Source organism: Aliarcobacter trophiarum LMG 25534, from assembly GCF_003355515.1.
GTDB classification, from domain to species: domain Bacteria; phylum Campylobacterota; class Campylobacteria; order Campylobacterales; family Arcobacteraceae; genus Aliarcobacter; species Aliarcobacter trophiarum.
This window is the reverse complement of sequence record NZ_CP031367.1, coordinates 662553-683904: the sequence shown is the minus strand read 5'-3', so window position 1 is coordinate 683904 and position 21352 is coordinate 662553. Positions and strand designations below refer to the sequence as shown.

Annotated in this window: 21 protein-coding genes; 7 read left to right on the top strand and 14 right to left on the bottom strand. The window is 22.6% G+C overall.

The features are described from left to right. Positions 1–57: 57 nt before the first annotated feature. A complete protein-coding gene (locus ATR_RS03535) occupies positions 58–327 on the top strand; it encodes a hypothetical protein (protein ID WP_115428109.1) in 270 nt (89 codons plus the stop codon). Between the two features lie 15 nt (positions 328–342). Here the strand turns inward: ATR_RS03535 and ATR_RS03530 are convergent, their stop codons facing one another. The 3 genes from ATR_RS03530 to ATR_RS03525 form a co-directional block, all read right to left on the bottom strand. After that, entirely contained in the window at positions 343–528 is a 186-nt protein-coding gene (locus ATR_RS03530; protein ID WP_115428108.1) for a hypothetical protein, read from the bottom strand. Positions 529–589: 61 nt separating this feature from the next. Continuing rightward, positions 590–733 (bottom strand): hypothetical protein, encoded by a 144-nt coding sequence (locus tag ATR_RS09845; protein WP_164966905.1) that lies wholly within the window; start codon positions 731–733, stop codon positions 590–592. A gap of 121 nt (positions 734–854) precedes the next feature. Further along, a complete protein-coding gene (locus ATR_RS03525) occupies positions 855–1472 on the bottom strand; it encodes a hypothetical protein (protein WP_128997255.1) in 618 nt (205 codons plus the stop codon). Positions 1473–2069: 597 nt separating this feature from the next. On the opposite strand from ATR_RS03525, the gene ATR_RS03520 reads away from it, so the two are divergent. Then, positions 2070–3293, top strand: a complete 1224-nt coding sequence (locus ATR_RS03520; RefSeq protein WP_115428106.1) for a cation-translocating P-type ATPase — start codon at positions 2070–2072, stop codon at positions 3291–3293. Positions 3294–3587: 294 nt separating this feature from the next. Here the strand turns inward: ATR_RS03520 and ATR_RS03515 are convergent, their stop codons facing one another. Then, positions 3588–4979, bottom strand: coding sequence for a methyl-accepting chemotaxis protein (locus ATR_RS03515; protein WP_115428105.1), 1392 nt, complete (start codon positions 4977–4979; stop codon positions 3588–3590). Positions 4980–5179: 200 nt separating this feature from the next. Here ATR_RS03515 and ATR_RS03510 point away from each other — a divergent pair, with 200 nt between their 5' ends. Next, on the top strand, positions 5180–6271 hold the full coding sequence (locus ATR_RS03510) for a DNA cytosine methyltransferase (protein ID WP_115428104.1): 1092 nt from the start codon (positions 5180–5182) through the stop codon (positions 6269–6271). 5 nt (positions 6272–6276) lie between these two features. On the opposite strand, the gene ATR_RS03505 is transcribed toward ATR_RS03510, so the two are convergent. The 10 genes from ATR_RS03505 to ATR_RS03460 all read right to left on the bottom strand — a co-directional run bounded on the left by ATR_RS03505 (position 6277) and on the right by ATR_RS03460 (position 18869). Then, positions 6277–6669 (bottom strand): hypothetical protein, encoded by a 393-nt coding sequence (locus tag ATR_RS03505; RefSeq protein WP_066155495.1) that lies wholly within the window; start codon positions 6667–6669, stop codon positions 6277–6279. A 10-nt stretch (positions 6670–6679) separates the two neighbouring features. After that, positions 6680–7807 (bottom strand): phospholipase D-like domain-containing protein, encoded by a 1128-nt coding sequence (locus ATR_RS03500; protein ID WP_115428103.1) that lies wholly within the window; start codon positions 7805–7807, stop codon positions 6680–6682. 10 nt (positions 7808–7817) lie between these two features. Continuing rightward, positions 7818–10229, bottom strand: a complete 2412-nt coding sequence (locus ATR_RS09900; protein ID WP_228254258.1) for a P-loop NTPase fold protein — start codon at positions 10227–10229, stop codon at positions 7818–7820. Positions 10230–10242: 13 nt separating this feature from the next. Continuing rightward, positions 10243–11361, bottom strand: coding sequence for a DUF4917 family protein (locus ATR_RS03490; protein ID WP_115428101.1), 1119 nt, complete (start codon positions 11359–11361; stop codon positions 10243–10245). Positions 11362–11546: 185 nt separating this feature from the next. Next, a complete protein-coding gene (locus ATR_RS03485; RefSeq protein WP_115428100.1) occupies positions 11547–12044 on the bottom strand; it encodes a hypothetical protein in 498 nt (165 codons plus the stop codon). A 41-nt stretch (positions 12045–12085) separates the two neighbouring features. Further along, positions 12086–12742 carry a hypothetical protein gene (locus tag ATR_RS03480; protein ID WP_115428099.1) on the bottom strand — a complete coding sequence of 219 codons (657 nt, stop codon included), beginning with the start codon at positions 12740–12742 and terminating at the stop codon, positions 12086–12088. A 28-nt stretch (positions 12743–12770) separates the two neighbouring features. Continuing rightward, positions 12771–14792, bottom strand: coding sequence for a hypothetical protein (locus ATR_RS03475; protein ID WP_170126879.1), 2022 nt, complete (start codon positions 14790–14792; stop codon positions 12771–12773). Between the two features lie 23 nt (positions 14793–14815). Further along, positions 14816–15322: a restriction endonuclease gene (locus ATR_RS03470; RefSeq protein ID WP_115428097.1), complete on the bottom strand. Its 507-nt coding sequence runs from the start codon at positions 15320–15322 to the stop codon at positions 14816–14818. 62 nt (positions 15323–15384) lie between these two features. Continuing rightward, positions 15385–18477 (bottom strand): NB-ARC domain-containing protein, encoded by a 3093-nt coding sequence (locus tag ATR_RS03465; RefSeq protein ID WP_115428096.1) that lies wholly within the window; start codon positions 18475–18477, stop codon positions 15385–15387. A gap of 29 nt (positions 18478–18506) precedes the next feature. Beyond that, positions 18507–18869, bottom strand: coding sequence for a helix-turn-helix domain-containing protein (locus ATR_RS03460; protein WP_115428095.1), 363 nt, complete (start codon positions 18867–18869; stop codon positions 18507–18509). Positions 18870–19103: 234 nt separating this feature from the next. Here ATR_RS03460 and ATR_RS03455 point away from each other — a divergent pair, with 234 nt between their 5' ends. The 4 genes from ATR_RS03455 to ATR_RS03440 all read left to right on the top strand — a co-directional run bounded on the left by ATR_RS03455 (position 19104) and on the right by ATR_RS03440 (position 21293). Next, positions 19104–19292, top strand: a complete 189-nt coding sequence (locus tag ATR_RS03455) for an excisionase family DNA-binding protein (RefSeq protein WP_066155522.1) — start codon at positions 19104–19106, stop codon at positions 19290–19292. 2 nt (positions 19293–19294) lie between these two features. After that, complete coding sequence (locus tag ATR_RS03450; RefSeq protein ID WP_115428094.1) at positions 19295–19696, top strand: hypothetical protein; 402 nt, start codon at positions 19295–19297, stop codon at positions 19694–19696. Between the two features lie 247 nt (positions 19697–19943). Beyond that, positions 19944–20243 carry a hypothetical protein gene (locus ATR_RS03445; protein ID WP_115428093.1) on the top strand — a complete coding sequence of 100 codons (300 nt, stop codon included), beginning with the start codon at positions 19944–19946 and terminating at the stop codon, positions 20241–20243. Between the two features lie 3 nt (positions 20244–20246). Then, positions 20247–21293: a site-specific integrase gene (locus ATR_RS03440; RefSeq protein WP_115428092.1), complete on the top strand. Its 1047-nt coding sequence runs from the start codon at positions 20247–20249 to the stop codon at positions 21291–21293. Positions 21294–21352 lie beyond the last annotated feature (59 nt).

Here is a 21352-nt window from a genome sequence, read left to right as displayed (position 1 = left end):
AGATAATATATTTTATAATTCATTTATATATTTTTTAACAATAAAAAAAGGAAACTTATGAAACTTAAAAAAAGTGATGAAATAATCAAAATAGAGGAAGCTTTAAAGAAAGCAAAACTAAAACAAAAAGAGAATATAAAAAAAATAAATTTGGAATTTACAGAAACAATTTTAAATAAATTAAAAGAAGATGACAATTTCAAAAATGATTTAAAAAATTTATTAAGTAAATATAGTTTAAATAATTCTATTGATTTATTAAATAAAAACTATGGAGCTTTTGAGATTAAACAAAAAGAAGAAGAGCCAAAAAAAGAAGAGAATTAATAATTTAATTTTCTTCTAACTATACTTATATATTTTAATTTTTAGACCGTCTTTTATAAAATCTAATTTTATATCAATAATATTTATTTCTATTCCAAAAATTCTTTTATACTCTTCATCTAAAAAATTATAAAATTCATCTTTAGATAATTTCAATAAAAAGAACGGACAAATATTTTTAACTTGAAAAACTTTTTGCATTTTTACCTCTACATATTATTATTTTTAAGAGTAGATAAAATCTTACCTACTCTTTTTATAATTAGTTTTTAATCAATTTATGACTATAATTTGACCCTAAGAAATTAAAAAATTGTTCAGCTGTTATTGCCCCTACTTTAATTGCTTCGTTTTTAATTTCTTGAAACTCTTTAAAGCTTTCAAATAAATATTTTCCAAACTTCATTTTATATCCTTTACATAAAATAAAAAAGTTAATGCCAAAAAGGCAAAACAAAAACCTAAATAACTATTTTTTTAAATTTATTTTTACACTTCATCACCTCCTAAATAGTTTGTAGTTAGTATTAGTAATACCAACTACAATAAGCTTTTTCAGTTTCAATATTTTCAACTTTATAAGCCCAAGAAAAAGAAGATGTTTTTATTGATTTTCCATTTAATTTATATTTTGTTTCTTTATCATTTATAAATTCATTTGGTAAAGGTTTTATATAAGCTGACATATTGCAACCAGTACTTTCATTAATTATTTTAGAAGATATTTTTTTAACAACAATAAAACAATTTGATGGCTTTGCTACAACTTGATAATAATCTACATTTGTTTGTTCATATCCCCAAGAGTCTTTAAAAATATCTCCAACTTTTACTTCTAAAGCTTCTTTTTCATTTTTTGCTTTTTTATCTTTTTTATAATTCTCATCAGCTTGTTTATTTGCAAATCTTTTTCCATAATCATCACTTAAAAATTCAACTCTTCTATCTTCACTCTGAAAGTAAAATCCAAATATTTGTTTCTCTTGTGAATATTTAGCTTTAGGAGTAGCTTTATATAGTCTTGCAACAGGTTTATTATCAATATTAGTAGTTAATTCTAGTCTTAGATTAAAATTGCTTTTATATAGCTCTACTAATTGATTAAGATTAAACTCTATTGTCATTTTTTCCATTTGTGCATTCATTTGTAAATCCTTTGGTTTTAATTTTAAAAAGCCTTTCATTTTTGAAGATTTTGAGGGATTTTCTTTCTTCTTTTTTTTGATTTTTAAGAAGATTAAAAAACTCAAGCTCTTTTTCTTTAAAAATGTTTTTTCACTTTCGTTAGTTCATCGGGCTTTTTCTTAAGTGTGAAAAATTTATTTTTTCTTGGTTGAAACTTAAAAAATTAAAAAAAGGGAGGGATAACGGAATAAGTGCAGCGAATGAGTATATGCTCACTTTGATTTTTTCAGTGTAAAGTAAGAAAATAATAAATCACACTTAAACTTAGAAAAAGCTAGAGAACTAATAAAGTAGTAGTTTGAAAAAATTTAAAGAAAAGAGAATAATTAAGTTTTTCTTCTGTTGCGAAGCAAAAAATCAAAAATACTAAGTTTTAATATTTAAATATTTTTATGACATATAAAAACTATTGATAAATAAATACATTTTTAATCTTATTATGCAAGTATAGAAAGATTATTTAATAAAAACCATTTTTCATTACATTTTGTTATATTTTTTAACTAATTTAATTCTTTATGATAGACTTATAATTAAATTTAACAAAAAGAGAAAAAATGAATACAGATACAATATATAATTATGATAAATTAAAGTTTAAATTATTAAAGTATTCAAAATACAAAATTATTTATGAAGAAGCTAATAATATTAAATTTCTAAATATTAAGAAAAAAATTGAAAATTACAAAAAAGAGCCCAATCAAGATAAAAAATTCATAACAGCATTTATAATATCTGATAACAAGGTTATAATGCAATGCGATGAAAGAATAGATAGATTCAATTTAAAAAATTTTGACCAATACATAAATAAAAAAGACAATATAAAAATAATTATTTATTTATTTGATACAACAATTGAAAATAATGAATATACAAGTTTTTTAAATATATGTGAAAATATTAAACTAAAAATAAGTTTAAAACAATATATTTCTATTTTCTCAAAAACAAACTTACCTTTAAGTGGATTTCTTAGTATTTGTTTTACTTTTTTCACTATATTTGCCCTATCAGAATACGGAATACCTATTAATAAAGTAACAGATTTTCATATACTAGTAATATTACAAATATTCTCAATTTTATTCTTATCTATGATTTTTTCATTCTTTAGTATATTAATGTTTTTTTTATTAGTTCCTCTTTTACTATATTTTGGTGTAGGAATTAATAATTTATTTATTTTAGCAGCACTTCAACTAATAACATTTTATATAATTAATTGGTATTTGAAAAAGAAACATCCTAATTTATTAAGTAAAATACCTACATTTATAATTAAACCTACTCTATTAATAACAGCTTTTATTAGTTTATTTCTTTCTACAATATTTTTAATAATTATGGCACAAAGTATTCTTTCTAGTTTTTTCCCATATGCTATATTTTATAATAAATCTGGATATGAACTAGTAATAAGTGAGTATATAACTAGATTTTCAGGTTACCCTAAAATACTTATTAAAAATCAGAAAGAATACTACGTACCAGTAGTAGATTCAAGTTATTATTACTTATATGATATAGAAGAATCAAAAAATAAATATCTATCTGATTTAAAAAAGCAAGAAATGAAATCTAAATTAGATTCAATTTGTAAAAATGATTCTACAAAAAAAGATTTTCAAAAAAATTACATACTTAACAATCACTACATTAAACCTCAATTTCTTACTGAAAAAATGAGTATAAATGATAATGATGTTATACTTAAGCCTTTACAAAAAAATTTGCTAATTAAACTAGATGATATAAACGCATTATGTAAAGAATAATAAAAATTTATTTAATGAATTAATATCTTTAGAAAAAGTAACTAAAGATGACTTAAAAATATTAAAGGAAGCTTTATTAGACTTAAACAAAGAACGATATATCTCTCAACTAAAAATAGTAAAACCTTTTGAAAAATATATTGATATTTCTAATAAAGCACCTGAATATATTATCTCAAAAATAAATGTTTATTAAAAATAAGGTTATTCTAATCAAATAGAAACTTATTTTATCATTATGTATTTATATCACCAATAGAATTTGATGATAAAATACTACGGCTAAAATGTACTTTAAATATTTTCTTTACCTTCAAACTCTTTTTGATTTGCTGTATTTACTATTGTATTTGCAATATTCGAAGTTTTTATTGCTATATTATTTGCTTGAGATGAAACTTCAGCGTTTAATCTTACTTGTTGTTCTAAAATATTTATTGCACTATTTATTTGAACAATTCCAACTTGTTGCTCTTTTGAGATATTTGCTACACTACTTATTAATTTAATTGTTTTATCAATATTTGTATTTAAAACTGTATAACCTTCTATCATTTCATTTGCAATAGTTTTTCCATCATTTGCTTTTATATTTGCTGATTCAACAAGTTTTTTTATCTCATAAGCAGCTTGAGTACTTCTATTTGCAAGATTTCGCACTTCTTGTGCAACAACAGCAAAACCACGCCCAGCTTCTCCAGCTGTTGCAGCTTCAACTGCTGCATTTAAACTCAAAATATTTGTTTGAAAAGCTATTTGATCAATAAGAGTTATTGATTCATTAATTGCACTTACTTTCTCATTTATTTCATCCATTGCAGTTGTTGTTTTCTCTGCAAGATTTAATCCATCTTTTGAATATCCAATAATTACATTTGATAAGTTAGACATTTGAATAGTTTGAGTTGAAGTTTTATCAACATTTTGAGTTATATCACTTAATACTATTGATGTATTTTTCAAACTATTTGCTGCTTCATTTGATGATAAATTTAATTTATCAACATTTATTAATAAATTTTGAGATGAATTTTGAAGAGCAATACCATTTATTTTATTTTCAACTAACATTTGAGTAATAGCATCTTTTAATTTATTAATAGCTTCAACTAAATGTTGAAATTCTCCACTATTTGAAATTCTTTTTAATTCTAATTTTTCTCTATAATCATAATTTGTATATTGTTCTAAAATAAAATTGATATTTAAAAAATGTTCTCTTGTTTCAACTATCATTTCATTCACACTTTTTTTAAACTCTTCTAGAGAATTATTTGAGCTAATAGAAGTGATTGTTTGAGAATAAATTCCATTTTTTAGCTGATTCATCACTATTTTAGCTTCTTCAATTAAAATTGATTCTTCTTTCTCTTTTTGTAAAAGCTCTTTTTCTCTTTTATCAATAACATCTTTTATTTCAGAATATTCACTTGCCATTGAAGTATTTATATTAAAACTAACATTTTTATTATCCATATTTTTTAAAAAATTAACTAACTCTTTTGATAATAGTTTTCCATTTTTTCTCTCATCTAATTCATGCACAATTAAAGCTAAAGTAATTGTAATTTGAACTATTTGTGAAATAGTTGAAGTTGTAAATAAAATAGCATTTAATGGAAGTAATATTATTCCCAAATAATGTACTATGGTCATCCTAAAATATAATGATTTTAAATTAAACATTGTTTTCCTTAATAATTTTAAACTTGGAGTATACTAAAATAGGACAATTTTTATCTTGATTGCAATCAAAATATTTTAATAATTAAATATCTATTTGATCTGTCAACTCCTATAAATAAAAACATATAAACTATTTTAATTCAGCAAAATCGCAGCTTGGGAATAGTAAAATTCACAAAAAATATAAAAAGGTATCATAATTGGATTTTAAAATATTTTCTACATTTACAGGTGCTGGTGGTTTAGACATAGGATTTCACGGAGATTTTGATTTTCTAGGAAAATATTTTACTAAATTACCATTTACTACAGAATATGCTTTAGAATACAATAAAGATGCAATTAATTCATTAGATAAAAATAAAAAATATTTTAAAAATACAAAATTACTGCATAAAGATATTACTGAAAATATAGAAAAAGAAGTTTTAAAATATAAACCTAAAATATATGATGTTTTTTTAGGTGGTTTTCCTTGTGTTACATTCTCTGTTGTGGGAAAGCAAGAAGGATTAAAAAATGATAAAGATGGACAACTTTATGAAAGTTTTGCAAAGTATGTAGAACGACTTCAACCAAAAGTTTTTATTGCTGAAAATGTAAAAGGAATATTATCAGCAAATAAAGGTGAAGCAGTAAAAATAATTAAAAAAAGATTTGAATTAGATGGTTATAAGTTAAAAATTTTCTTAGTAAACTTTGCAGATTTTGGTGTTCCACAATTAAGAGAAAGAGTACTTTTTATTGGTATTAGAAATGATATAAAAACAGAATTTATTCCTCCAGAATTTACACATAAAAATAATCATATTACTTCAAAAGAAGCTTTTAAAAATTTACCTAAAAATTGTATTCATACTCAACACTTAAAAGTAAGTGATAAAGTAGTAGAAAGATTAAAACATATTCCTCAAGGAAAAAACTTTAAAGCTGTAGAAAATACTCCTTATGCAATAAAAGGTCTAATGTCAAATATTTATAGAAGATTACATGAAGATGAACCTGCATATACTGTTATTGCATCAGGTGGTGGTGGAACTTGGGGATATCACTTCAAAGAACATAGACCATTAACAAATAGAGAAAGAGCTAGATTACAAAGTTTTCCAGATGATTATAATTTTCAAGGAAGTACAACGGAAGTAAGAAGACAAATAGGAAATGCAGTTCCTCCTGTTGGAATTTATCATTTTGCAGAGAGAATTGCATTTTTATTAAAAGGCGAAACTCCTCAATACAATCCAAATAATTGCATTAAAGAGTATGATGTAGAGTTAAGAAAGTTTATTTAACTCTTCTATAATTTAGTAAGTTTTATTTTTGTAGAACTTATCCATTCAATTTTAATTTTATCACCAACTTTAGCCTCTATATGATTCATCCAAGGAGCTAAAAGTCTTAAATTTCCTGAACCAGACAAATTTTTTGCATATTCAGATCCTGCTGTAGAAGAACCTTGAGCTTTTAATTTTCCATTAATTAAAAAATTATCAGAAGTAATAACATCATATTCTGTATTAGCTCCTGTTCTATTGCTATTATAAATATTAAATTCTCTGGCTTTATCAGCAGGAATAGGTAAATACACTTCATTTATAATTCTTTCTCTAGAATCGGTATGTCTATATTCACCCCACATAATATAAGTTTCTTTTAATGTAACTATGTAACTATTACCTATTTCAGGCATATTTTATCCTTTATATAAATTGTTCTTTAAATTCTTCAAATTTTCCACTAGATGCAAAATCAATTTTATATTTTGTATCATTCAATTTGAACACAATGGCGGAATCAATACCTATCATATCAAGGTATTTTCTATCAACTAAAGTTCCAACTGGTACTTTTAATACATCTCTTAAAACCCATTTACCTAAAGCTTTATTAGGATTTGACATAAGTCCTTTTTGTCCAGCTTGACACATTTTTGCATTTAATACATTACCATTTGGTAATTCTAATTCAAATTTATCATCATTGTTATTAGGAAAAAATCCTTCAAACTTTTTATGTATCCAAGCAGGAACAGGAATATATAGTTCATCTTGATTTCTATCTCGTCCACCTGCATTCCATTGATTTATACCACTTGCAATTGCTGGTTCTAAATCTTGTGAACTTGGAGCATATAAAGGCAAATATATAAAAGGATACGTACTAACTTCTTTTAATATAGATGTTTCAGATTTATTTAAATTTGCTAATAATTCAAATGGATTTTCTAAAATATCTACTTTTATATCTTCTAAGCTATCTTTACAAATAAATCTTTTATATAAAGTACTTTTTGATAGATTAAAAGAATACTCATTCATCCCATCTTCAAATTGAATAGTATTTTTACTTCTAACAATCTTTTTAATACTATCAATTTGAACTTTATCCATAGGAAATTCATATATAGATATTAGATTATCACTTCTAGTTAGACAATGGTATATTAAACTATCAACTCCATATCCTTCTAAACAGATATCTAATCTTTTATTTCTAGCTTGAGAAATAAAATCTATAATTTCCTTATCTGATTTACTTGTATATTCATCTCTAATTGCATTAAACTCAGCAACTTTTTGAAATGTTTTTCCATTGCCATGAAGAAAAGTTTTTAATCCAAAGCCAATATTTTCTTTTTTTGCATCAATAGAAATATCAGATCTAGATAAATTTTCTGCTTCAAATCCTAAGCAAAATATATTTTCAGCAGCACGATAGTATAAATAAGGTGCTAAACTATCTGAAAATAGTCTTGATAAAGAGCCTGTTAGTTTTAAATATTCTATATATTTAGTTTGTAATTTATTATTTTCAATATTATAAAACAAAATTATCCTTTTAAAATGGAGATACCATTTCTGCATAATTTATTAATTTTTTTAAATCATCTTTTTCTATCTCTTGTTCATTATCTTCTAAATCTTTTATAATGATTTTTTCTTTATCTACAGAACAAAGTTGTATTAAATGATTCAATACTTCTTCTTTTCTTATATATATAACTAATTCAATTAATATTTTATAATTATAGTTTTTTAATTTAGTATGACTAAAAATGAATGACTTAAACAATAAATATCTATGTATCATCATATTTATCTTTCTAGGAGTGTCTATATTCTCTTTTATTAATAATTTATTTATATATACTATTTCATCTTTACTAAGGATTTCAATATTTCCATTGTCTGTATTTCCATTGTCTGTATTTCCATTGTCTGTATTTCCATTGTCTGTATTTCCATTGTCTGTATTTCCATTGTCTGTATTTCCATTGTCTGTATTTCCATTGTCTGCATTTCCATTGTCTGCATTTCCATTGTCTGTATTTCCATTCTCTGTATTTCCATTCTCTGTATTTCCATTGTCTGTATTTTCTTCTTCTGTATTTAAATTACTTATAATATTAAGACTTTCTGAATATGATTTAACTAACTCTTCAATATCATCATCTAATAATTGATTTAATTTAACACCTACTAAGAAAAATTTTTCTATATATTCTTTTGAACATATTTCATTATTTTCTTTGAAATATTTATATTTGATAGATTTTAATAAGATTCTTTCATCTATTGCAACAATAATTGTTATCTTTGAATTTATTTCATAATCTTCTAAAACTAATCTTAAACTATCCATAATATCAATTATCATCTCTTCATTACATCTATCTAAATCATCTATAAATAGTATTAATTTTTCATCTTTTTCAATATATGTATTAATAAGAAATTTTAATTCTCTTTCTATTTCATTTTGAAAGCCTAAATAATCTGAATAATCTTTTGTTTTAAAATAATTATTTATTAATATCCTTACAGTATTTTTACTTTTCATAAAAAAAGTATATGATTTAAGCAAGAATATTAACCCCGGAACACTCAATATTCCAAATACCCAAACTAAAAAATCAATTTTAAAAACTAAACTTGAATATACAGCTAATCCAATAAAAACTATACTAATTAAACCAAAATATAAGTTATTAACACCTATTCTTTTACTATTTAATAAAAATATTTTCCATAGTTTAGATAAACTTATAGAATTAATTATTGAATGTATAAATTTATCTATCCAACATTTTCTATTAAATATTTTTTTTAATTTTAATTCCCATGCTAATATTTTTTTCGAAGTTTCTGTTTTTTTATGCTTAAGAAAATTATCTAATATATTTTTATATAAAAAAGCCCATGCACTATTCTGTTCCTGATATTTCCATGGTTGAAATTTACAGAAATAGATTTGTTTATTATCTTCTTTTTGTTGTCTAATATTGTATTTTAAATAATTGTAAAAAAAAGTTTTACCTCTACCCCATTTACCAAATATTCCAATTATTGTACTAGTATGGCTTGCTTTATAATTTAAAACATAATTTGCAAATATTCTTGTAATACTTTCAATATTTAATTTAGGTTTATGATTATCAAATATATTATTATAGTTATTTATACCAATGTTATTATAATTTATTGTGTGTTTAGAGCTTACCCCAAAAAGATTTTCCATTTTATGAATATTAGATTCTTCAAGAAAAGCAACATTATCTATATTAGTATTTTTTAATATTTCAATATCTTTTCTTTCAATTGCTTTACTAATAAATTCTGCCATAATCTTTAATTTATCAATATTTCCAAAAAACTCATTCCAAACTTTTTTATCAAGATTTGAAATATTTCTTAAACCTTCCCCTTCTTCTCTAGAATCTAAAGCTCTAAAATTTTCTAATTTCATAATTACACTATTTTCATTACGAAGAGAGGTAGTTATTTTTATTCCAATTAACTCATTATACTTTCTCAATTTAGAACTAAGTTCTTTTATTTCATAACTATTTTTAGATGGAATATTTGGATAATTATTATGATAAAAATCTAATACTAAAATAAGTTCAAATATATTCCAATTTGGATTTCTTTTATTATTTAAATATTCTTCACCATCATTAAATTTAACAATTATACTATCAATAAATTCTTCTGCTTTTAATTCATCCTTTGAATGAATTAATTCAATTGTATAATCTATACCATACATACTAGAATATACATAAACTGAATATTCATTTCCATATTTATCACTGAAACCATCATCATTTTCAACTACACTATCTCTATTTTTTTCAGCTTGATAATTTGGAACAGGAACTTTTACCTTTTTTATTATTTTTTTATTATATAAAATTTCTAAATATCCACCATCAATAGCAACTGTTCCAAAGTTTCCTTCTTTCATCATAGTTCTCACGATTTTATCTCCAAACATTTACAGTTGTAAAATCGTAAAAAAATAAATTTTTATCAGTATCTTTTAACTTTGAAATAATATGATTACAACTATATATTTTATTCTTATTACGTATTCCAATATAAATATTTTTATATCTACCTTTGACAATAGCATCTACTATATGTTCATCTTTATCAAGAATTGTTCCAAATATAACTAAACTTCTGTTTTTAAAATATTCTTGATTCAGTATATATCTCAAATTTCTACCATCTGAAAAATTAGGACATTTAAACTTTTGTAATCCTAAATTTAAATATAAATTATTTTTAATTTTCATTAACTTTTTTTTAGCATCTCCTTCAGATACAAAAATTGGATAATTATCTATCTGTATATTAAATTTAGTTTGTTCAAGTAATGTAGCTTTTTGGTTTTCATCGTAATAATTTTTAATAACATCTATTCCATCAAAAAACAAATGTAATGCTCCATGTAAATAAAAAATAGTTTGTCTAAAATAAATAAATCTATTAATATGGTTATAAATCAATTTATTTCTTCCTCTAAAACCATCATCTACAATTAATCTATTATTTTGTAATTTATTATTATCCAAATATTCTAAAATAACCCAATTCAACAATAAATCATAATTCAATGTAAATATTCCATTAAATTCTTTTATAAAATCTATACATTTTATATATTCAGCTTTTTTTATATCATAAAAAAATTCTGGGTGTAATTTAGTTATAGCCATTACTAAATATTCTTTTAAAGAATTAATATCTTGTTTTATATTATTTAAAATTTCATTACTTTGATTTTCTTTTGGATAATTTTTTAAAACTAATAATGCATTTTCTAAATATTTAATTATGATTTCAAAATCATAACTTTGTAATTCTTCAAAGTGTTTCATTATAGGAGAATTATGACTTATTACATTTTTCTTAGCATAATCGAATAAATTTTTAAATGAAAATTTATTTTTATCGTATGCTACACTAAATCCATTTCCTAATAGTAAATATCTTAAACTATTTTCAGTTCTTTTAAGAACTTCATCATAAGTACCAATAAATTCATAATTTTTATTCGATTCCATTCTTAATGAACTCAATTCTTCCTCTATCAAATCTGCTTTTATCCTATGATAATAATATTCTTACATAATTATCATTCTAAAATATTTATAAACTTACATTTATTTACATTTTACAATATAAATTACTAGAATATAATTTTTAGATTATTTTTTATTCTTAAATTTTTAATTTGTAACAAAATAGAACTTATTATCAATTTTGATATATAATAAATCTATATAGGCTCACATTGAAAATTATGTTTAATAGTTAAATTTTCTTGAATTACTCTTTGTAAATTCTTTACAATTTCATTTTTTATAAAATCATTTATATTTTTTAATTCTCTTTTATGACAAACTTGACTAAATCTTTTTATTGGGTCATTATAAAAAATATTTTTATTTAGATCATTAAGACTAATCTTATCAAATGTATATATTGTTTGAGGTGGTAAAATATAATATCCTTTATAATTTTTATGTGAATTAATAAGTATTGTATTATCCAATTTAGCACAAGCAATAATATAATTATCATACTGAAATAAGATATAAGTTTCTTGATCATCTATTTTAATTTTATTTGATTTAAAGCAATAAATTCCTTGAAAACCATCTACAACTCGTGAAGGAACTTCATTTAAAAAGAAATCTGATTGTACTAACTCTGATTTTTTTCCTTTAAATTCATTTATTTTATCCATAGGAAGTATTCTAATTATTATTGGCATATCTCTACCTTCTTATTTTATATATTAAATTTCAATTAATTTTAAACCAATTTTATAGCCATACCTTGCATATATACATTAGTTGTTATTTTTGTATCAGTATTAATATTTCCAGTAACTCTTGATGATGAGTTAGTACTAATACTTCCAGTAACAGTTGAAGTTGCATAGGCTGTTGAACTATGAGTTATATTTATTACTCCATCAGCTCCCAAATAAAAAGCAGATTTGATTAAATTATATTTTGCAATATCATAATTCTCTCCAGATACTTCAATCATTTTAATAGTTTGATAATCTATATTTTCAGGTACAAAATTTAATACAGCCAAATCTTTAGTATATATTCCTATCATTTGGTTTTCTAAATAATTATCATAAGCTGCTCTACTATTCTTATTTCTTAGAAAAATTACACCATATACAAATAATACTATAAATATTATGATTGAGATAATGCTTGGTAGAACAATAGAAAAAATTGCTCCTACAATTATACTTCCAATAAAAATAGCTCCAAACTCTGGTAACGATAAACAAATTCTACAATTCCCAGCTTTTTTAAAAGCATAAAATGTATTATTCATTAAAACATTATTTTTAATAGATTCAGTGTCTATCTTTTTTAAGTTATATTTATTTGCCACATTTGTTGTTGCAACAGTTTCATTTAAATTCGTATTTTCAAGATTATTCATTTTTTTCCTTTGTGTTTTTTAATAAACTTTATTTATTTTTTACTTCATTTAATGCTTTTAATTCATCTTTATATGGAAATAATGGTTCATATAATTTTTGATAAGCAAGTCCAATAGCTCCTCTAAAATGTATAATTTCAATTTCATGTGTACCAATATCAAATACTTGTTCATTTGATATATCTGGATATGCTTCGATGTATACTATTCTTTTTATACCTAGCTGATATGCTTTTTTTGCACAAAGAAAACAAGGTGAAGCAGTGGTAAAAAGTTGTCCTCCTAAGATTTCAGAATTTCCAAACTTAGAAGCTTGTAAAAAGGCATTTTCTTCAGCATGTAATGACCTTGTGTAAACTTGATTTTTATCACCATCAATTTTATTTTGAATTGTTTTAAAACAAAAAGAATCATTTAATCCTTTCTCATTTGATGATTTATATTGATTATATTTTTGTTCTTTTGGTTTCTCTATAGAAAATATATATTTAAATTTATTATGTTCTCTAAATTTTGTTTTTTCATATTTACTATAAATATTTGAAATAGAATTATCTAATAGTTCACTATGGCTTCTTAATAAGCAAGGTGTTTGTCCTTCAGGTACATCATTCCAACCTATTGATTTAACTGAACCATGTTTATTTAAAATTACCGCCCCAACTTGCCTTGAAATACATCCTGAGTTTAATTTTGCGGTTAATGCCAATTGCATTATAATTTCATCATTACTTGGAGTTACTAATCCAGGATGTACTATTAAACTCAAATATTTAAATATCTGTCTATATAGAGTGTCTTTTTTATCATTGTTATTATCTATATAAATATCACTTCTTTGTACACATTCCGTAACATTAAGTGATTTAAAATCTTTAACTGAATCTAAAGAACCTTTTTGTTTGTCATTTTCATCTTTATTCTCTTCTCTATTATGAATATTTTCTATTTCTTTATCGTTATATCCTAAATCTTTTAACCTTTGTTTCATAATTTCATCTTTTGAGTGTATAGAAAAAGTATAATAAGCCGAATATCTTTCCTTAAAAAACACTATTTCAAATGGATTCTTTAAAGAATCTATCACAATATAACAACTTGATTTATTTTTTTTTGTTTCTTGCCGATAAGCTTTTATCAAATAATTACAATAAGTTGGTAATTGGTATATATCAATATGTTCTCTAACTAAATCCCCAATTAACTGTAAATTTTTTATAGTAAGTTCTTTTGAACCTCTCTTTTCCTTTATCAATTTATCATATTTTTCATATAATTCAATAAACTTTCCACTATGTTTTTTAGAGTATTTATCTAAAAAATCATGAAAAATTTCTCTTTTTAAATTAATTTTAAATTCTATATTTTCTTGTGTTAAACTTTCTTTTTTTAATTCTTTAAACTTAGAAAACTCTAATTTATAATTAATAAATTTTATTTCTTTTTTAATTCCTAATATAGAGATAATTTCATTTTTTAACTCTTCTTCTGTCTCATTTGCTAATTTCTCTTTATATTTTTTTTTAATATTTTTTATATTCTTTTTAATTTCATCTTTATTTTCTAGTTTTACATTCTTTATGAAATTAAAAAAATCTTTAAATATTTCATTTTTTTTATTTAATAAATCCAAAATCTTAATAATTTCTTTTAATTCAATGAATTCTTTTTCTAACTCTTTTTTATATTCTTGTTCCTTTTTGTAAATATCTATTTCATCATCTTTTATATCTAGAAGTTTATAAAAAGCTCTAATTTTTTCAATAATAATTTTATTATCAAATAAAAATAGCATCATTAATATCGTAGATGGCTTTATAATTTTAAATTTTTTATGATTCTCTTTAAAATTTATACTTGCAAATTTTTTTATTATACTTGCTTTTCTATTTTGAATATTAGTAAGTTTGCAATCTGGACTATCATAATCGGTATAACCTTGTTTTAATATTTGTGCAACTGTTGAACAACCACTACCTGTTTTACCAGTTAAACCTATTACTACAAAATTTTGCCTATTTTCATAAATTTTTTCTATCTTATTTTTCATATTCTCCCCTCTATGTATTTTATTTAACATTCATATAATTTATATCTACAATTATTGTAGTTAATTTTAAAAAGTTCATAAGCTTGAAAAGATATTGCTTCTTGTTTTGCAACTGCATATATACAAGTTACATTATTTCTATCTAACTTATTATTATCTATATAAAAATTACAATTACCATAAAACTCTTTTACCATATTATGAGTGATAGAATCTTTCTTTTTCCAATATTTACATTGGATAAGAAAAACCTTATCATTCTTTTTAGCAATTAAATCTATCCCTCCATCAAGAAATCCTAGATTTAAACCCCTATATTCAACTTCATATCCATTATCTTCGTATTTTTTACCAACATATTTTTCAAAATCATCACCAAACTTTTTAATATTTGATTTTTGTTCAGCTGTAAACTCTTGAGGTAGCTTCTTTTTTAATCCATTTATTTCATTTTCATATTTTGTAAATTTATTTTTAACAAATATAAAAATCAAACAACCTATTCCACCTAAAATTAAAATTTCATACATTTTTTAAATACACCTAATTAAATAATTTAAATTTTTTCTTCTTATATATAAATTTATTAATATTACAATTCATACTTTTTTATTATTTCTGTATAATCAAATTTTTCAGGCAAAGGATAGTCATCTTCATTATATTGAATTCTTATATTTTTTTCTAAACAATTAAATCTATGAAATAAATATCTATAATAGTGATTAAAAGATAATTCTTGACCTTTTTTTAACCATATTTCAAAGTCATCATCTTTTATATTTTTTAAATACTCACTATATAAAAGTATAGCTTCTACATAATAATACTTTATATGATAAAGCTTTTCTATAGCTTTTTCATACATTTCTTTTGAAGTTTCTTTCTCGTCTTTTATAGCTAACATTAAAGTTTTCAAGCCATCTGTAAAAGGATTTGTAATAATTAATTTCTTTATATCTTTTAATGTAACTTCTGTTTTTTGAGCTTTCAATAAAGTATAGGTCATTTGTATTTTATCAATAAATTGTGTCGTGTAAAGAGATTGTATGTATTTTTTTAATACTTCAGTATCCAAATTATTAGTATTTAACATCAATTCGTACTTTGTAAAAGTTGAATTTTTAGCATTCAAATAATTATCAAAGTATTTTTTAGTTATTTCATATTCTCCTATTTCAAATGTTGAAGGAGACAAAATATTATTATTCAATGCAAATTTAACTTCATAGTACTGATGTCCTTCCATTCCATATATTGATAATAAATTAAAAATACCCCATTTCTCAATATTATTCATTATTTTTTTATTAATAATTTGTTCCAAAGGATATTGTTTTTGCATTTTAATATAGACTGTAGAAAAATTACCATAAAAATAATCTATAGAAAGCATTACACAATTTAAAAAATCTTTTTTTACTTTATCATCAATAGAATTTCTTAAAGTTTTTAATTTTTGAAATATCTTTTCATTAGGGGAACTTGACATACCAAAATATGCAGATAAATCATCTATAAAAGATATTGTATTTTCATTTATTTCTAAATATCTAATATAATCTAAACATTTTAAAAAATTATTTTTATTTTCATCAAAAATATATGATGAAATTGAATGTTTTATTTTTGGATTTTCTATTATACTTAATAAAAAAGCATTATATCCATAAGCTTTTTTATAATATTCAAGTTTTTCTTCATTATCTTTATTTTGAAATTTATAATCTGCAAATCTTCCAATTATTGATTGTAAATTTATTCTTTCATTTGCATTTATTATAAGTGATTTATCCTCCAAAGATTTTAAATCTCTATCACTAAAGTTTTCTATCTTTTTCTTTATACTGTTTTTATTTTTATTTTCTTTTTTATTATAAAATGCTTTAAAATGTTCTATATATATACCATCAGGAAATAAAGATAGTAATTCTAATGCCAATTTTTCTTTTTCACTCAATCTTAAATATGAGTAGTTTATTGAGTTGAAAAGTGATTTTGTTCTTTGTATATTTAAATCAGATTCTTTGTCAAAAATATTTTCTAAATCTTTTGAAGTTAAATCAAAAAAATTTTTCTCAAGTTCATTTTTTAAAGTTTGAAGATTTTTATTTTTAGGTAGATTTGAAGTAACTAGTTTTATAGCCAAAGGATTATTATTTAAAATATTTTCTAGAATTTCCGTTCTTAAAAATTTATTATCACAATTTTTTATTTCATAGCACTTTAAAAACAATTCCTCTGCTTCATCCGTTGTCAACTCTCTTAATTCATAAACAAATTCAAAATCTTCATTTAATTTTTCTCTTGAAGTAATCACAATAGTTGAAAAATTACTTATGTATTTTATAAATTCTTTTATTTTATCTGTATTTTCTAAATGTAAGATAGTTTCTACATTATCAAGAATAATTAATCTATCTGAATCTATTTGATTAATCTGTTCTTTTAATTGAGTTCCAAAATTAAGAGCATTTGTCATATCAAATGACATAGATATCTTATATTCAAAATCTTCATAATCTTTTATAAATTCACATTGAACAAACTTTATTCCATCTTTAAATTTACCTCTATCAGAAAATTCAGTTACTACTTTTGAAATTAATGTTGTTTTCCCTATACCACCTGAACCTTTTATAGTTAATATCTTATTTTCATTTTTTAAATTTGATATTTTTTTTACTAAATTTTCTATATCAGTAGTTCTACCTATAAATTGATTAAAATTTTTTGTATCAATCAAATCTGGTAATTCTGTAGATAACTTATAAAATTTATAATTACCTTTTACTAGTTTTAACTCTTTATAAATTTTACTTGATATAATTTTTTTTATTTGTGAATCGTTGTCGGCAATTTGTATTTCAAATGAGCTATCTTCTATATTTTTATCTAAAACTAAAATTACTTTATCACTTTCAATAAATCCAGATAACTCAGACAATGTAATAGATTTTTGTATAAAATATTCATCTTCTATAATTATCTTATCACTATTTGTTTTTGTAAAAATAAAACATAAATCAAACTCATAATGCTCTAATAAGAAATCTTCATTTAAAATCTTGTGATGTAATTCAATATCAAACTTATTAAATTGATTTTTTATAATTCCTAAATTAAATTTTATTGAAGTATTTAATGGTTTTACAGTATAAATACAGATTTTTTTAATTTGATTAATTGGTGTTTGTTGTTCTAATACTTCTGTTTCTAAAGTTTTTGTTAATTCATTTTTTGTAGATGGGTTTAAATGATTAATCATTTGTTCTAAAAAATGGTTTTCTAAATCTCTAAAATCTTTTACCTTCTGTGGATATTTACCTTCTTTTTTTAAAAAATTCTCTAAGCTAAGTATTTTAAATAAGTCATCAACGTGTACATTATTTCTATCAAATTCAAAAAAGTAAATAAGCATTCCTCCTATTCTTGAACCTAAACTTTTATATGCCTCTTCAAATTCTTCTAATGTAAATTGTCCTAATTTTGATTTAATCATAAATATTACAAAATCACTTGTTAAAAGATGTTCTTCATTTATTCTAGTTTGAAATCTATCTATTCCTATTGAGTGGTCAATATCCTCCCATACAACAGGTTTAATGTTGTTTTTATAAAGTAATAATTGTAAATCTTTTCTCTCTTGATTTAATTCACTACTTGATGCTATAAATATTCTCATTCTTTAATTTTCCCCTATTAAATTAATTTTTATTTATCTAATTCTTCCTCTATCAAATCAGCTTTGATTCTATGATAATAATATTCTTGTTTTTTAGGAGATAGCTTTTTAAAATTTTCAATTAATTGAATATCATCTTCATTTAAAGTAGATAATTTTTCATTAATTATAAAATTTTTAACTCCAACATAATTACCATTTCCTATAACCTTATGCCCTGTTTTTTGAATGTTTATATCATGAAGATATTTCTCATATTTTGCTGGTAAATTTCCCCTATTTTTCCAAGCATCTATTGCAGATTGCGTAACACCCAAAGCATCTGCTAATTCTTTATGTGTTTTTACATTAAAAAAATTCTTTAATTCTTCTATTGCATTTTTTATGTCCAACCTTAATCCTTACATATATTTTGATAAATTTATAAAATTGCATACTTTTATATTGACTTACTTACATTTAGTATGTATAATGTCACTACAAAATGTATGTAAAATATATAAACTTACATTTATTTACATTTTAAATTAAAGAATACCAAAATAAGGATTAATAATCATATTTTTAGTTTCTTAAATAATTTGTAAGTTTATTCAAAAAATGTGAATTAAAAAGGAAAAAAACTTATGTATGAAGACCTATTAACAAAAGAAGAATTAGCTGTAAGACTTAATATCTCAGCTTATGATGTCGATAAATTAAGAAAAACTAAAAATATGCCTTTTATAAAAATTGGGCGAACATATAGATATGAATTAGAAAAAGTAAAAACTTTTCTAAAAACACTATCTTCTACATCTTCAAAGAGTGAGTAAAAATGAAACTTTTAGAGAAAATGCTTCAAGATTTGAATATTGAACAAAGTCTTATAAATCAAATAATTATCAGATATTCAACAAGCAATCTTATTAAAGCATTTATTGAAGAGCTAAAAAGACTAAAAGAAAATGATAATCCAATGAATCTAACACTACACTTTTTCATTTTAGCTGACAAAATGAAACCAATATCTTGCGATAAAAAAACATTATCAAAACTTACAGGTCTTAGTGAAAGAATGATTGATGAAAAAAGAAGAGCTGGAAATATTCCATATATACAATTAAGTGGAACTAATGATGAAAAAGGTGGAAGAAAATCTATAGTTTTTGACCCTTTTGAAGTTATGCAATATTTGAATAGAAATAAAAAAAACATAGAAATACCCTCCTCCAATTAGGAGTTAATTCTAATTTTAAAACTCCGACTATGTGGAAGTGATAGGAGTATAAAACAAGATTCACCATTTAAGCATAAACAGTAACTTGAAAGAACTAAAATTAAGGCAAAAATCTTAGATTTGGTGTAGGAGTTGCACTTAAACCAAAATAAATACAGTTTATATTGTATTTATTTCTATAAAGCTCATATATTGTGGGTTTTTAGAGATAAAGGAATTAATAAAAGAATTTGAAGAGGAGATAAAAATGAATAATACAGTTGATTTTAGTGTTTTATCACTACTACCACAAATAGCAGAAAGTTTAGAACAATTAAAAAAAGAGAATGAAGAGTTAAAAAAGCATTTTAATCCAAAATATGATTTGACTACAAGAGCTGGAATAAGAAATTACCTTGAGATAACAGATAGCACAATTTCTTTATATCTTAAAAATGGAACATTTAGAGAGGGTTATCATTTTTTCAAGGAACTAAAGGGAAGTCAAAGTAAAATCACATTTGTAAGTGGTGCTATTGAAGAGTTCAAAAAATCAAAAGAGAGGTGATTTATGAGACTTTACAATAGAAATGGTATTTTATATATTGATATAAATGGAAAGAGAACATCTAGTAAATTACAAGATACTCCAACTAATAGGAAACTACTAGAAAATCAATATAAAAATACAGAGTTCTATAAAAAATTTAATGTTAAAACAAAAGGAAAAACAGTTTTAGAATTTTGTAGGGAAGTTTTAGAAGAGAAAGAGAAAAAACTTCAACCTACAACTATAAGAAGTTATTACAGCTTATTTCAAAGTAGAATTGTACCTTTTTTTGATAAAAAATATCCACATGAAATTACTCCAGCAAAAATAAAAGATTGGTACTCTACTTTTAAAGATAGAACAACTTTAAACACTTGTGTAACTGGGATATTAATACCAGCTTTTGAAAATGCAATTATAGATGGATATATACAAGCAACTCCTTTTATAGTTAAATTTCCAACTTTAAAAAGTGATTATGAAATGAAACCCTTTACTTTGCAAGAGATAGATTTAATCTTAACTTATAAAGAAAATCCTTATAAACACTTCTTAGGAGTTGCATTTTTTACAGGTGCAAGAACTGGTGAAATATTAGCTTTAGAATGGAAAGATATAGACTTTGAAAATAAAACTATAACTATAAATAAAACTAGAACTTTAGGTATCACAAAAAACCCAAAAACGAAGAGTTCTTTCCGTGTAATAGATATGCTTCCACAATGTGAATTTTTTTTAAGAGAACAAAGAAAAATTACTGGTCTTAGCCAAAATGTTTTTTTAAGAGCTAGTGGAAAAATCTTTTCTCATTCAGGAGATTTGGCAAAAGGGTGGCATAAACTTTTAAAAAGTCTAAACTTAGAAAAAAGAAGCATATATCAAACTAGACATACTTTTGCTAGTAATATGCTAAGCAATAAAGAAGATCCTCTTTGGGTTTCTCAAATGTTAGGACATAAAAATCTAAATATTACACTAGAAAAATATACAAAATATTTAAAAGTAGAAAAAAAAGGAAGAAAAACTACTTTTTTAGATGATGAATATTTTAGCTTCGCACAAAATTAGCACATTTTTTACAAGAGTAATTGATATATAGAGAACTAAAATTAATAAAAAATTAACAC

Coding starts and splice junctions, on each gene's coding strand:
- ATR_RS03480 (WP_115428099.1), bottom strand. CDS start 12,742: ATGAATAATCTTGAAAATACGAATTTAAATGAAACTGTTGCAACAACA.
- ATR_RS03450 (WP_115428094.1), top strand. CDS start 19,295: ATGAAACTTTTAGAGAAAATGCTTCAAGATTTGAATATTGAACAAAGT.
- ATR_RS03470 (WP_115428097.1), bottom strand. CDS start 15,322: ATGTATGAAATTTTAATTTTAGGTGGAATAGGTTGTTTGATTTTTATA.
- ATR_RS03465 (WP_115428096.1), bottom strand. CDS start 18,477: ATGAGAATATTTATAGCATCAAGTAGTGAATTAAATCAAGAGAGAAAA.
- ATR_RS03485 (WP_115428100.1), bottom strand. CDS start 12,044: ATGCCAATAATAATTAGAATACTTCCTATGGATAAAATAAATGAATTT.
- ATR_RS09845 (WP_164966905.1), bottom strand. CDS start 733: ATGAAGTTTGGAAAATATTTATTTGAAAGCTTTAAAGAGTTTCAAGAA.
- ATR_RS03440 (WP_115428092.1), top strand. CDS start 20,247: ATGAGACTTTACAATAGAAATGGTATTTTATATATTGATATAAATGGA.
- ATR_RS03445 (WP_115428093.1), top strand. CDS start 19,944: ATGAATAATACAGTTGATTTTAGTGTTTTATCACTACTACCACAAATA.
- ATR_RS03520 (WP_115428106.1), top strand. CDS start 2,070: ATGAATACAGATACAATATATAATTATGATAAATTAAAGTTTAAATTA.
- ATR_RS09900 (WP_228254258.1), bottom strand. CDS start 10,229: ATGATGAAAGAAGGAAACTTTGGAACAGTTGCTATTGATGGTGGATAT.
- ATR_RS03530 (WP_115428108.1), bottom strand. CDS start 528: ATGCAAAAAGTTTTTCAAGTTAAAAATATTTGTCCGTTCTTTTTATTG.
- ATR_RS03455 (WP_066155522.1), top strand. CDS start 19,104: ATGTATGAAGACCTATTAACAAAAGAAGAATTAGCTGTAAGACTTAAT.
- ATR_RS03505 (WP_066155495.1), bottom strand. CDS start 6,669: ATGCCTGAAATAGGTAATAGTTACATAGTTACATTAAAAGAAACTTAT.
- ATR_RS03525 (WP_128997255.1), bottom strand. CDS start 1,472: ATGAATGCACAAATGGAAAAAATGACAATAGAGTTTAATCTTAATCAA.
- ATR_RS03535 (WP_115428109.1), top strand. CDS start 58: ATGAAACTTAAAAAAAGTGATGAAATAATCAAAATAGAGGAAGCTTTA.
- ATR_RS03515 (WP_115428105.1), bottom strand. CDS start 4,979: ATGTTTAATTTAAAATCATTATATTTTAGGATGACCATAGTACATTAT.
- ATR_RS03475 (WP_170126879.1), bottom strand. CDS start 14,792: ATGAAAAATAAGATAGAAAAAATTTATGAAAATAGGCAAAATTTTGTA.